Origin of the sequence: Streptomyces malaysiensis subsp. samsunensis (assembly GCF_024519315.1) — a bacterium.
GTDB lineage: Bacteria > Actinomycetota > Actinomycetes > Streptomycetales > Streptomycetaceae > Streptomyces > Streptomyces malaysiensis.
Window position 1 is genome coordinate 39,695 of record NZ_JANIIC010000029.1, and the last position, 13,270, is coordinate 52,964.

A 13,270-nucleotide genomic window follows, 5' to 3' on the forward strand; every position below is an offset into this window, starting at 1 on the left:
CCATGCCCCAGGCGGCTCCCCGCACCTCGGCCGTCCTCTTGCTGTGCGCTGTCTGCATGGTCCTCGAGGGCTACGACGTCATCGCCTTCGGCGCCACCCTGCCGCACCTCCTGGCGGACTCGGGCTGGGGACTGACGTCCAGCCAGGCGGGCTTCCTCGGCAGCCTCACCCCCATCGGTATGCTTTTCGGCGCTCTCCTCATGGGATGGGCCGCGGACCTGATCGGTCGCCGACGGCTCGTCCTCATCAGCGTCTCCCTGTTCTCGGGGGCGATGCTCGCCTGCGGAATGGCGCCGAACGCGGAGTTCTTCGGCGTCAGCCGATTCGCGGTCGGGCTCGGTGTCGGAGGGGTACTGCCCACCGTCGCGGCGCTCGTCTACGAGTACGCCCCCGACCATCGCCGCAATCTCTACACCACCCTGGCCTTCGCCGGAGCAGGAGTCGGGGGCGCCCTGGCCGCCGTCATCGCCGCCACTCTCGTACCCGGCCTGGGCTTCCGCTTCGAGTTCCTGGCCGGGGGGCTGGCCGCGCTGATCGTGCTGCCTCTCGCCTACGTCCATCTGCCCCGTTCGGCGGATCTGCCCACAGCCGGGCAGGAGGCGGCCGAGTACTCCGGTCTACGGCGCTTCGCCGTACTGTTCACCCGCCCCTATCTCCTCACGACCATCATGTTCGGCGCGGCGATGTTCAGCGCGTTGCTGGTGGTCTTCGGGCTGTCCACCTGGCTGCCCGTTCTCATGCGCACCGCGGGATACCCCCTCGGATCGGCACTGACATTCCTCGTCGTCCTCAATCTGGGCACAGCCGTCGGTCCTGTCGTCATGGGCAAGTTGGCTGACCGGATCGGCTCTCGGCGGACAGTGATCATCTCTTTCATGACGGCCGTCGTGGGCGTCGCCACGCTGAGCCAGCCCCTGTCGATGCTGGTGGTGTACATCGCCGTGGTCCTCGCCGGCATCGGCAGCCTGGGCACCCAGATCCTGCTCAATGTGTACATCGCCGGCAGATACCCGGCCGAGTTCAGGGCGACCGCACTCGGCACCGCTCTGGCCCTGGGCCGCCTGGGCGGGATCGCCGGCCCTCTGTACGGAGGAGTGCTGCTGGACTCCCACCTGCCGTCGACGTGGAACTTCTACGCCTTCGCGCTGCCCGCGGCGGTCGGAGCGCTGCTCATCGTCTTCCTGCCGCATCCCCGGCGGGGGTCCGAGCGGCCGATCAGCCTCAACGGCGTCAGAGACCCAGTGTGACCAGCCAGGGCCGACGCCCCCGCCCCCATGGTCTCCGGGCCAACCCCCTGTGCAGGCCCCAAGCCGATCGGAGAAACGCAGTGCACAGCACCATGCAGGGAGTCGGGCTCCAGATCCGCAGACTTCTCGAACACGGTTCCCGCATCCATGGGGACTCGCGGATCGTCACAGCGGGCCCGCACGGCCCGCGGTCCGCCACCTTCGCCGAAACAGGCCGGAACGCCGCACGTCTGGCGCATGCCCTGCACAGCCTTGGAGTGCGCGGCGGCGACCGCGTGGCCACCTTCATGTGGAACAACCAGGAGCACGCAGAGGTCTACTTCGCCGTGCCGGCGATGGGGGCCATCGTGCACCCATTGAACATCCGGTTGTTCCCCGAGCAGGTGGAATACATCGCCGACCACGCTCAGGACAAGGTCGTGATCGTCGACCACACCCTGGTCGGGACCCTGGCGTCCATTCTGCCGGGAAGCAAGGCCATCGAGCACGTCATCGTCAATGGCCCGGCGGACCTCTCGCCCCTGGACGGCCTGGGCATCGCAGTGCACTCGTATCAGGAACTGACCGCCAACGCGCCCGTCTCCTACGCGTGGCCCGACATCGACGAGAACGCCCCGGCCGCCATGTGCTACACCTCGGGCACCACCGGCGACCCAAAGGGAGTGGTGTACAGCCATCGTTCCGTCTACCTGCACGCACTGGCGAGTTCACTGCCGGACGCCTTCGGACTCTCGGAACGGGACCTGGTACTGGCCATCGTCCCGCAGTTTCATGTCATGGCCTGGGGACTGCCGTACGCGGCCTTCCTCACCGGCTCCTCGCTGGCCATGCCCGACCGGTTCCTCTCGCCGGAACCACTGGCCGAGTTCATCCAGACGGTTCGTCCCACCAAGGGGGCCGGCGTCCCGACCGTATGGAGCGGCCTGTTGCAGTACGCGCGCCAGCAACCCGGGACCGATCTGTCCTCCTTGCAGGAAGCCGTCGTCGGCGGGTCGGCCATGCCCGAGTCCCTGATGCAGGCGTTCGCCGAGGAGCACGGCGTGACCACGCTGCATGCCTGGGGAATGACGGAGATGTCGCCGCTGGGCACCATCGCCCGGCCACCGGCCACTGCCCACGGCGATACCGAGCGCACGTACCGGCTGACCCAAGGCCGCTTCCTCGCACCGGTGGAAGCCAAAATCATCGACGGCACCGGCTCCGAACTCCCCTGGGACGACGCATCGGTGGGAGAGCTCCTGGTACGAGGCCCATGGATCACGGCGAGCTATATCGGCGACGGGGAACCCGACCCCGACAAGTTCGACTCCGGCTGGCTGCGCACCGGCGATGTGGGACGCATCTCGCCGGACGGTTACCTGACACTCACCGACCGGGCCAAGGACGTCATCAAGTCCGGTGGCGAGTGGATCTCCTCCGTCGAACTGGAGAATCACCTCATGGGCCACCCGGCGGTCGCCGAGGCAGCCGTGGTCGGGGTGCCCGACGACAGGTGGGGCGAGCGGCCGCTGGCTGTGGTCGTCGTGGCGCCGGGCCATGACGTCACGACGCATGAACTGCGGGAGTTTCTCAGCAGCCGTATCGCACGCTGGCAGCTGCCGGAACGCTGGGCCTTCGTGACGGAGGTACCGCGTACGTCGGTTGGCAAGTTCGACAAGAAGGAGCTTCGGCGCCTGCACGCCGACGGACTGCTCTCCGTCACTGTCCAGCCCTAGCGCCGGCAGCACCAAGGGGCTGTTCCGTCCAGATGGTCTTTCCGGTATGTCCGTACCGGCAGCCCCAGCGGGACGCGAGCTGGGCTACGAGGAACAGGCCGCGACCTCCCTCGTCGGTGGTACGAGCCCGGCGCAGCCGCGGCTGAGTGTTGCTGGGGTCGGAGATCTCGCATACCAACACGTCCTCGCGGATGAGCCGCAGCCCCACCGGCCCGCCGGCGTAGCGGATGGCGTTGGTGATCAGTTCACTCACCAGCAATTCGGTGGTGAACGCGACGTCCTCCGCGTCCAGTCCCCAGGCCGCGAGCTGGCGGGTGGTGGCCTCCCTGGCGCTTGCCACCTGGGTCAGGTCGGCGGCGAATTCCCAGCTCGCGACGTTGTCCGACGGGATCGCCCGGGTGCGGGCCAGGAGCAGGGCGATGTCGTCCCGGGCCGGGGCATCGCCGGTGTCGGCGAGCAGGGAGCAGCCGATGTCGTCCAGGGTTCGACCAGGGCCACCAAAGGCGGCCAGGTCGTCGGTCAGTTGCTGGATTCCGGCAGCGAGATCGTGATCTCCATGTTCGACCAGCCCGTCCGTGTAGAGAGCGAGGATGGAGCCGGGCCCCACATGGGTCTCGGCGACCTCGAAGGGCATGCCCCCCACCCCGAGGGGAGGCCCAGGGGTGACGTCGATGTCCCGCACCGTGCCATCGGGCCTGACGACGATGGGTGGCGGATGGCCCGCGCTGGCCATCGTGCAGCGTCCGGTGACGGGGTCGTAGACAACGTAAAGGCAGGTCGCACCGACCGTGTCCTGCTGTCCTTGAGGCGCCTCGTTGCCGAGTTGCTGGACGAGGTCGTCGACATGCGTGAGGAGCTCGTCCGGCTCCATTTCCAGGTCGGCAAGAGTGTGGATGGCGGCCCGGAGGCGGCCCATCGTGGCGGTGGCCGGCAGCCCGTGCCCGGTCACATCCCCGATGATGAGGGCGACCCGCAGGGACGGCAGAGGGATGGCTTCGAACCAGTCTCCGCTGATGTCGGCCCCACCTCCGGCGGGCCGGTAGAAGCCGGTGGTTTCGGCCGCTGGAGTGTCCGTGGCGGCGCGGGGAAGCAGGCGCTGTTGCAGGACGACTGCTTCCCGGTGCTCGCGCGTGTATCGGCGGGCATTGTCGACGCTCAGCGCACCGCGGGTAGCGATCTCCGTCAGCAACTCCGCGTCCGCCTGGTCAAATGGCTCAGGCCGGCTGGTCCGCCAGACCACAACGGCTCCGAGCACGAGCCCTCGGGCGAACAGAGGTGCCGCCACCAACGAGTGCCCGTGCTCGGGAATCAAGAACGCGGCCAGTTGCGGGTCGAACTCAATCATGGCCATGAAGGTCGCCCGGTCCGATGCCACCACGGTTTCGCCGTGCTGGACCCTGCGCAGGACGGGTAGGTCCGGCATCGGGGGTTCATCGCCGAGTTCGGGGGGCCAGAGCCCTGGTGGCCAGGGACCGACCGATGCCGCGGCGGCCCTGCGCAGGTGCCACTGTCCCGGGCCGGCCAGTTTCGGGGGCTCGTCGCCGTCGAGCACGGCTTCGGCGAGGCTGACCCAGGCCAGGTCCCCGAGCGCCGGGACGAGAACATCCACCAGGTCCTGAGCTGTGCGCAGAACGTCGAGGGAACGGCCGACCCGTGTTGCCGCTTCATGGCGCAGATCCAGGTGGTGGCTGGAGCGCTGCTGCTCGGTGATGTCGGTGAACAGGGTGACAAGGCCGGTGGAGCGCCCCTTCGCATCCTGCAGTCGGAAGGCCGACAGCGACAAGCACCATTCCTTACCGGGCCCGCGGGGGGTCCGAACGCGCTGCTTCCGATCGATCATCGGAATGCCGGTGGCCAGTACCTGCCGCAGCGCCGCGGCAGCGTCCGGGTCAGAGATGATCTCGTGCAGTTGGCTGTCGACCACCATGATCCCGCCGAACATTTCGGGGGTGACGTTGCTGTGGACGGTAACCAAGTCCATGTCATGGATGCCGATCCCCACGCGGTCCTGCACCAGCAGCGCGCGCAGGACGGCCTCGTTCCGCTCCCAGCCGGTGACGCGGTGCGTGGGCGCAGCCAGGACGAGAAGGTGAGGCGTGCCGTCCAACGGCAGCACGTCGAAGGTGACCTCCACCGCGCGGTCGGAACCATGCCGTAGCAGCGCCTGCCCCGCGCTTCCAGACCCCCACGTCGGATCCGGTTCCTGGACGAGCAGCCGCCGGAGCGAGTGACCGCACACGTCCGCGGGTGAGCGGTCCAGCAGCCGCGCGGCCGCTCGGGACCACCCCCGTACGATGCCGTTGCCATCGACCAGGGCGGCCGCCGCGTCGCCGAACGGGAACGCTCCGCCTCGCTCATGATCGCTGAAGGCGTTCATCTCGCTCCTCATTAGCGATGCTACTGCCCAGAACGCTGCGTCCATTATGTCCAATCTGGCTGCATATGCTCCATGGGTGGACGGCATCCCTTGCGTGACGAATGGCCCCGAGCGTCCAGGGCCGCGTCGAAGCCAGGGCGAACCGCTACTCGGCACGCATGCCCGGTGACCCTCGGTGTGCTCCCGTTGTCCACGCCGGTGTCGGTGAACCCTCGCTGGGCGAACAGCCGCGTCGCGTACTCGCGCTTACGGTGTGGTGGCCGCGGGTGTGGCGAGCCGTGTCGCGATGTCGGCGCGCATCGCGTTCTTGTCGATCTTGCCGACGGCCGTACGTGGCAGGGCATCGACCTTCTCGACGCGTTCCGGCCACTTGAACTTCGCTACGCCGCGGTGGGCGAAGTAGTGCTGTATGTCGGCAAGATCGACCGGCGATCCTGGCTGGGGAACGATGTAGGCGCATGCCTTCTCACCCAGCCGCGCGTCAGGCATCGCCACGACGGCGACGGCCGCGATCGCCGGGTGTCCGGCCAGGAGTGCCTCGAGTTCGTCGACGCTGATCTTCTCCCCGCCGCGGTTGATGACGTCTTTGATCCGGCCCTCGATCGAATAACAGCGGTAACCGTCCTCGATCCGCGTCATGCCCAGATCGCCGGTGCGGTAGAAGCCCTGCGAGGTGAAGGCGCGAGCGTTGTGAGCAACGGTCTCCTCAGCCTCTTCGGTGGAACGTGCGTCGAAGTATCCGCGGATGGTGTATGGGCCGCGGACGCACAACTCGCCGATCTCGCCGTCGGGTACTTCGGTCTCCGTACCAGGGGCGAGGACGACGACCTCGTCCAGTGGGCTGAGGGGGACGCCGACCGAGTAGCGGCGAGCCGCCCGGGGGGCGGACAGGGGGGTCACGCTGAAGAAGCCCTCAGCCATGCCATACAGCTGGCCCACCCAGATTTCGGCTCCTTCGAAGACCTCGAACATGCCCTCAGGCGGCTTCGAGCCCGAGATGATGACCCGGCGGAGATGAGTGGCGCTTTGCACCATGGGCGCGGCGAATGCCGCCATGGGCGTCGCGGCGATGATGTCCGTGATGCGTTCGCCGGCCATGGCGGGCAGGATCACATCGGCGACGGGCGGGAGGAGCAGTGCCGTCGCGCCCACGCTGTGGGCGCCGTGCAGCGTGCAGACGATGCCGGCGTTGTGCACGATCGGGAGCACGTGCGCGACGCGGGCGCCGGCGTCCCAGCCGAGCGTTCGCGCGTATTCTCGCGCGTTGCACCAGTACTCGTGGTGCAGCCTGGGGATCAGCTTCGGGGTCCCCGTGGTTCCTCCGGACAGTTGCAGAACGGCAACGTCGTCCGGGTCCAGACTCGCCTGCACGGCCTCGACGCGCTCGCGGGCGGCAGCGGGGTCGCCTTCACCGGCGAGGTCCTCGATGCGCACGCCGGCGGTGCCCGGCTCGGCCGCGACGGTGAGCTGGACGCGCAGGCTCGGGACCCGTTCGGCCATCTCGGCGGCGAAGCTCTGCATGTCGAACTTGGGCGACACTTCCACCAGGTGCGCTGCCGCGGCGGCCCGGTGTCCGATCGCCTCGATCTCATGGTGCCGGTGCGCGGCCAGAGTGCAGACCGGCACCAGTCCCGCCTTCAATACCCCGAACCACGCCAGCACCGCGCCGATGCTGTTGGTTGTCTGGAACAGGACACGCTCGCCGGGTACAAGCCCCAGGTCGAGCAGACCCGCTGCGATCCGGTCGCCGGCGACCGAGAGCTCGGCGTAGGTCAGTCGGCCGTCGGGCGCTACTACCGACTCCTTCCGCGGAAAGGCGTCCGCAATCTTCTGCCACTGCTGGATCAGCGTGGAGTCGCTCCAGGCTCCCGCGCGCCGGTATCGCTCGACGAGGGCGGCAGGGTGAGTGACAAGACCGTGGCGCGTCATGGATCCCTCCTTGGACCTGACGATGATGGTGCCGTGAACTCCGCCGTGGAACGGAGCAGCTCTGGTTTCAACGAAAGCGAACGAGGTCGGCGCGCGCTCCGAGCAGGGCACCCACGGCATCGGCCGCCAGAGAGGCGGGCAGGTCGACCCCGACGACGGCGCCTGTGTCGAGCCGCAGCCGTTCGGCCAGATCGCAGCGGCTTAGCGCGGCGGGGCGCCCCCCGTCGCCGGTCAGCCAGAGCATCCGGGCGCCGGCCTCCAGCATGCCGCGGGCCCGGGCCACGACGTGTGCCCCTTCAGGACCCCACGGGTCGGTGACGGACTCGGCCAGCGGTACCGCGAAGGCCGTGAGGTCCTCGCAGTCCACCACCCTTCGCCCTATGCCTGGTATCGAACTGCCGAGGACGGCGTTGGCGAGCTGTGCCGGATCGGCGGCGGTCTCGGCTGAGAGTTCCTCACCGCCGAAGGCGGTGGCGGCGTCGGCGACCACGTCGGGATGCCACTCGGCGAAACGGTCCACCGTGACGTTTCCGGCGCGTGTCATGTATGAGGTCATCAGGCGAGCGGGGGTGAGATCGAGCCGTCGGGGGAAGTTCTTCCACCAGACGTGGCTCCGGGCGGCGATCGCCTGGAAGCGCTCTACCCAGGGTCGGCGAATGGCTTCGTATCGTTCGAGCGCCGCAGCGATCGAAGCCTCGCCGACGAGGGCCTGGGCGAGGGCGATGGCGTCCTCGAGGGCCAGCTTGGTGCCCGAGCCGATCGAGTAGTGCGCCGTATGCGCGGCATCGCCGAGCAGCGCGACGTTGTCGTGGCACCAGCGCCCGCAGCGCACGGTGGCGAACCGCTGCCACCGGGTCCGGTTTCCGAGTAGCCGATGTCCCAGGAGAACGTCGGAGAAGACGTCTGCCAGGTACTCCAGACTCCGCTCGTCGGAGCTGCCCTCTTCCGTGTGCGCGTCGGCGACATCGAGTGCCGCTCTCCGCCAGGTCGCCTCGTCGGTCTCGACGAGGAAGGTGCTGCGATCCGGCCCGTACGGATAGGCATGGACGACGAAAACGCCGTGCGGAGTGTGGGCCGGTACGAAAGTGGCGTGGTCCAGTGCGAAGTCGGTCGCCGCCCAGAGGTACAGCGCGTCGTCGAGCTCGACCTGGGCACGAAACTCTGGCGCGAGCTTCTCACGCACACCACTGCGGACACCGTCCGCGGCCACGATGAGATCCGCCTCGAGATCGGGCAGGTCCACATGGGCGGTCACCATCCGGACACCCGCGCGCACCGCGTGTATGCGGAGAATGTCCAGGAGCACGGCTCTCCCGATGGCGACGTTGCCCCCGCCGGGCAGCCGGACACCGGCCCCTACACGCATCTCCATCCCGTGACCGGCGTGCCCGGCTCGACGGATGTCGGCGGCGGAGTCGGGGTCGGCCTCGTCCAGGCTCCGCAGCGTGCTGGGGGTCAGTCCCACACCGAATCCGAAGGTCCGCCCGTCCACGTTCCGTTCGTAGACCGTGACCTCCCAGGACGGGCATGCCAGCTTGATCAAACGCGCCGCATACAGCCCGCCCGGGCCGCCCCCGATCACCGCTATCCGCCGCGCGTCCACTCTGTGCCCTCCTCAACTTGACAGCTTTTACGGAAGCGTAGAATATTCAATGAGAATGTCAACACGGGCGGATGGCGGGAGGACGGAATGGGGATCCGCCGGGTCGGACTGGTCGTGCCCGGTTCGGAATTCGGCCTGCCAGTGCTGCCCGCGGCGACGGCCGGCGCATACAGCGTGCTGCGCCCCCTGGACCTGCCACCCGTACTCCCCGGTGCCGGCCGCCTGCTGGGCTCCGGCGCAACTGTCCCGGCCTGAGTGTGATGGAGGAAGCCATGTCTCAACTGCGCCACGTAGTTCGTGGTGTCGACCATGCCGCGTTCCCGACCTTCGATCCGGCCGGCACGGTGCGGTTCTACCGCGATGTCCTCGGTTTCCCGGTAGTGCACTCAATCTGCGCGGCCGGTTGGGGCCCCGAAGGCCACCCGGATTTCATCCACTTCTTCTTCGATATCGGCAACGATGACCGGCTGGCGTTCTTCTACTACTTCGGTCTCGACACTGACGTCGCTGGACACCCGGCGGAGAAGGGGGACGTGTACGCCCGTTTCGGGGCCGATGTTCCCGACTTCTTCGTCCGCTCCCGTCACCTGGCCATTCATGTCGACACCGAGGAGGATCTGCTCGAGTACCGGCGGCGCCTTGACGCCAGTGAGTGGCCCGTCGAGCTACAGATACAGCACGAGACGATAGAGTCGATCTACACGCACGATCCGAACGGCTACATGTTCGAGATCACTCGAGCGCTACGGCCTGTTCTTCCTCAGGAAGATCTCGACGCGCAGCTCACCATCGAGGCATTGCTCGATGTCGTCGCCGGCCCCGATCCGAGCATGGCCGCACTGATTGCCCGGAAGGCGGAACTGATCGTCACGCGCGCGGAGGCATGGGAGGCCGAGCGGCGCGAGCACGCTGATCGGGCAGGGAGCGTCTCGTGATTGCTCTTTACCTCCTCGACGTACCTGAGAACACCGGGGCGATCAAGGTGGCCGAACAGCTCGACGATGTGAAGATCCAGCGGCGCGGCCCGTATTTCGAGGTGTCGGCAGATGCCACGATCGTCATCGACCGCCGTGCCACGGCGATGCGCCACGCCGTTTGGTATTCGTGTATCGCCGGAACCACCGGCTGCGTGATCAGCCAGTGGGACAAGGACGCGTTGCGGGCGGACCCGCTATGACCGAATCTGCCATGGGCTCCACCCGGCTCGGCGCCGGGCGCTACCTCACCGCGGCCGAACCGCCTGTGGGGACCGTGACGAGCCTGCACCGGCTGACAACCGCCGATGGTGCGACGGTCGACGGCGTACTGCGGAGCGTGCCCGGTGCGCAGACCGTTGTCTGCCTTGCTCACCCACGTCAGGACGTTACACATCATCCGCTGGTGGCGGAGCTGCTGGCCCGCGGGGCCGCCGTCTGGACCCAGGGAACGCGATCGGTGAACAACGATCTGGCGCTCGTGCACGAGCAAGCCCTGCTTGACATGGCCGCGGGCCAACTGTTCTTGCGCGAGCGTGGGTTCGAGCACGTCGTCACCTTGGGTCACTCCGGAGGCGGAGCGCTGTTCGCCTTCTATCACGAGCAGGCCGGTCTCCCGCCGCACAGCCGGTTGGCCACGACCGCCGCCGACCGTCCGACGGGACTCGACAAGGCCGACTTGCCGACACCGGATGGCGCGGTGTTCATGGCACCGCACCCTGGCCAGGGGGTCCTGCTGTCCCGGCTGATCGACCCCTCGGTCACCGATGAGCAGGATCCGCTCTCGGTGAATGAGGACCTGAACCCGTATGCGTCATCGAACGGGTTTGCCGAGCCGCCCGCGTCTTCGTCCTACTCCGAGCAATTCGTCGCGCGCTACCGAGAAGCCCAACTCGAACGCATCCGCCGAATCGACGCCATGGCGCGTGAGCGGGTGGCCGAGGCAGAAGAGGCGCGGGCGCGCTTCCGTCGCACCGGGGCCGCGGAGGACCGGCGGCGGGCACTGGCTCCGCGCATCCTCACCGTATTTCGCACGGATGCGGATCTGCGCAGTGTCGACCTCACCCTGGACCCGAACGACCGGCCGTACGGCTCCCTCTTCGGGCGTCGCCCGGATGTGACCAACTACGGGCTCATCGGTTTCGGGCGCATCGCCACAGCGGAGGCCTGGCTTTCGACGTGGTCAGCGACCTCGAGTAACGCTGGTTTCCTCCGTGCCGCTCCCGGCGTCGTGGCGCCGACCCTGTTGGTCGAGTTGTCCGGAGACCAGGCGTGCTTCCCGGCCGACATCGCCGCGATGTCTGCCGCGTTGGGCGCGTCCGACGTGACGACGGTACGGGTTGCCGGAACCCATTTCGGCGGTCCGATCGCCAAGGGAGAACCGACCGGCGCCACGCTTGCGGCTGCCGAGATCGGCAGATGGCTCGAGGCACGGTTCCCACTCGGCTGACCCGACACGGGTCCGGCCAGTTCTGAGTCACCGGATCGCGGGTACCGGTGCAGGGCATCGCCGACGAGGCGCGCACGCGCCCTTCGGCCGCGTTGAAAGCCGTGCGTGGGTGATCGCCGCACGCCGGGCTCGCCTCGGTTTATGCTGTCGCCGTGCCCAAAGCGACGAACAGCGACCGCAGCGGCGGCCCGCGGACTCCGGCCGGACGCTCAGGGACATCTCGACGTGAGCTTGTGGAAAACGAGATCCTTGAGCACGCTACCCGTCTGTTTGCCGAACGTGGTTTCGCGGGCACCAGCCTTCAGGACGTCGCCGACGCGATGAGCTTGACGCGCCCTGCTCTCTACTACTACGTGAAGAGCAAGGACGAGCTGCTCGCCAAGCTGGTCGAAGAGGTAGTCCAGGCCCCGGCCGCGGCGCTGAAGGAGATCGGCGGCCGCGACGACCTGGACGCGGCCGACAAGCTCCGCATGCTGGTCCGCACGGTGGCCACCCGTATCGCTACTCACGCCAACCGCTTCCGGCTGCTCGTCAAGTCCGAGGCGGAGCTGCCCGCCGATGTCGCCAAGGCCCACGCCGATGCACGGCACGCGGTACTCGACGCGGTGGTGAACGTCCTCGACCAGGGTGTGACGGCTGGACGTTTCCGCCCCGTGGACACCCGCGTCGCGGCGCTGGGCATCCTTGGCATGTGCAATTGGGTGGCATGGTGGTATCACCCTGGCGGTAGCGTGGACATCGACACCGTGTCCGAGCTCCTCGCGGACATGGCGGTGGCCGGCGTACAGCGCGCCGACCACCGGAAGCTGCGAGACGACAGTCCGGGCGCCGTGATCGCCATGTTGCGTGAGGACCTCGATCACCTCGAACGCCTGATCAGCGACCAGTAGCCGTCGCCGGCCTTCGCGCGACGGGGCGGTCGGCGGCGTGCTGATGCACATAAGGCATCGGTTAAGCATGCATAGAGAAAATGATAATTGCCTTTATGTATGTGCTGGGCCTACCGTTCGGTGTGAGCAAGGTCGCAGTACGGAGAATGCCGTAAAGGACATTGCGCGGCCTATCTGTCCTGCCAGTCGATGAGCGCGCCGGCATATTGAGCACCCACTGGATGCACCGGATCAATGCGTTGACGTTGGCTGGCGACGAATTTATGGCCTCGTCGAGAGGATCGTCATGAATCCTGAGCTTGCACCCGGAGCCACTCAACTCAAGGTTGATCTGCGCGACCGTGTCGCCATTGTCGCGGGGGCCGGTCGCGGTATTGGAGCCGCCGCGGCGCGGACCCTCGCCACGGCAGGGGCCGCGGTCGTGTGTGGAGCGCGTTCGCTGGACGAACTCGACGCACTCGTGAAAGAGATCGAGAAGGCGGGAGGTGAGGCGACTGGTGTTTGTGTGGACATCGCTGATCCGGACTCGGTGGAAGGTCTCGTACAAGCGGCGGTCGACCAATACGGTCGCCTCGATCTCGCCTTCAACAATGCCGGAGCGCACGCCGAAGGACCATTGCATGAACTGACCATCGAGGATTTCGACCGGGTGGTGGACGTCAATCTGCGTGGCACGTTCGTCTGCCTCAAGTACGAGATCAGCGCCATGCTGTCCAGTGGTGGTGGTGCCATCGTCAACACGGCGTCGGTGGGGGGCGTTATCGGCGAGAAATTCCTCTCTCCATACATCGCCAGCAAGCATGGCATCGTCGGACTGACCAAGGCCGCGGCGCTCGATTACGCGGACCGCAACATCCGGGTCAATTGTCTCGCGCCCGGCGCGACCCGTACAAGGATGCTGCTGGACTGGCTCAGTAACGACGAGACAATGGAAATGATCGTTGGCAAGACCCCGATCGGCCGCCTCGCGGACCCGCAGGAAATCGCCAATGTAGCGGTGTTCCTGCTCTCCGACGCCGCGTCCTTTGTCACCGGTGCGACCTACTTGGCAGACGGTGGACTGGTCGTCCCCTAGTTTGCCCTCT

At 67.5% G+C, this 13,270-nt stretch carries 10 protein-coding genes; 7 read left to right on the forward strand and 3 right to left on the reverse strand.

What is annotated here, in order from left to right; translation table 11 throughout:
- The first annotated feature begins 2 nt into the window (after positions 1–2).
- Positions 3–1,247, forward strand: a complete 1,245-nt coding sequence (locus tag NQU54_RS23935; RefSeq protein ID WP_257632961.1) for an MFS transporter — start codon at positions 3–5, stop codon at positions 1,245–1,247.
- 80 nt (positions 1,248–1,327) lie between these two features.
- Positions 1,328–2,962: a long-chain fatty acid--CoA ligase gene (locus NQU54_RS23940; RefSeq protein WP_257632897.1), complete on the forward strand. Its 1,635-nt coding sequence runs from the start codon at positions 1,328–1,330 to the stop codon at positions 2,960–2,962.
- Here NQU54_RS23940 and NQU54_RS23945 read toward each other — a convergent pair.
- The 3 genes from NQU54_RS23945 to NQU54_RS23955 form a co-directional block, all read right to left on the reverse strand.
- Positions 2,946–5,426, reverse strand: a complete 2,481-nt coding sequence (locus NQU54_RS23945) for an ATP-binding SpoIIE family protein phosphatase (RefSeq protein WP_441005753.1) — start codon at positions 5,424–5,426, stop codon at positions 2,946–2,948. The genes NQU54_RS23940 and NQU54_RS23945 overlap by 17 nt on opposite strands.
- Before the next feature lie 159 nt (positions 5,427–5,585).
- A complete protein-coding gene (locus tag NQU54_RS23950; protein WP_257632898.1) occupies positions 5,586–7,268 on the reverse strand; it encodes an AMP-binding protein in 1,683 nt (560 codons plus the stop codon).
- 67 nt (positions 7,269–7,335) lie between these two features.
- A complete protein-coding gene (locus NQU54_RS23955; RefSeq protein ID WP_257632899.1) occupies positions 7,336–8,871 on the reverse strand; it encodes an FAD-dependent monooxygenase in 1,536 nt (511 codons plus the stop codon).
- Positions 8,872–9,143: 272 nt separating this feature from the next.
- Here NQU54_RS23955 and NQU54_RS23960 point away from each other — a divergent pair, with 272 nt between their 5' ends.
- From NQU54_RS23960 to NQU54_RS23980, 5 genes are all read left to right on the forward strand, one after another.
- Complete coding sequence (locus NQU54_RS23960; protein ID WP_257632900.1) at positions 9,144–9,806, forward strand: VOC family protein; 663 nt, start codon at positions 9,144–9,146, stop codon at positions 9,804–9,806.
- Entirely contained in the window at positions 9,803–10,048 is a 246-nt protein-coding gene (locus NQU54_RS23965; protein WP_257632901.1) for a hypothetical protein, read from the forward strand. The genes NQU54_RS23960 and NQU54_RS23965 overlap by 4 nt, the downstream gene beginning before the upstream one ends.
- Entirely contained in the window at positions 10,045–11,295 is a 1,251-nt protein-coding gene (locus NQU54_RS23970) for an alpha/beta fold hydrolase (RefSeq protein ID WP_257632902.1), read from the forward strand. The genes NQU54_RS23965 and NQU54_RS23970 overlap by 4 nt, the downstream gene beginning before the upstream one ends.
- A gap of 152 nt (positions 11,296–11,447) precedes the next feature.
- On the forward strand, positions 11,448–12,185 hold the full coding sequence (locus NQU54_RS49805; RefSeq protein ID WP_257632903.1) for a TetR/AcrR family transcriptional regulator: 738 nt from the start codon (positions 11,448–11,450) through the stop codon (positions 12,183–12,185).
- A 286-nt stretch (positions 12,186–12,471) separates the two neighbouring features.
- Positions 12,472–13,260, forward strand: coding sequence for an SDR family NAD(P)-dependent oxidoreductase (locus NQU54_RS23980; protein ID WP_257632904.1), 789 nt, complete (start codon positions 12,472–12,474; stop codon positions 13,258–13,260).
- Positions 13,261–13,270 lie beyond the last annotated feature (10 nt).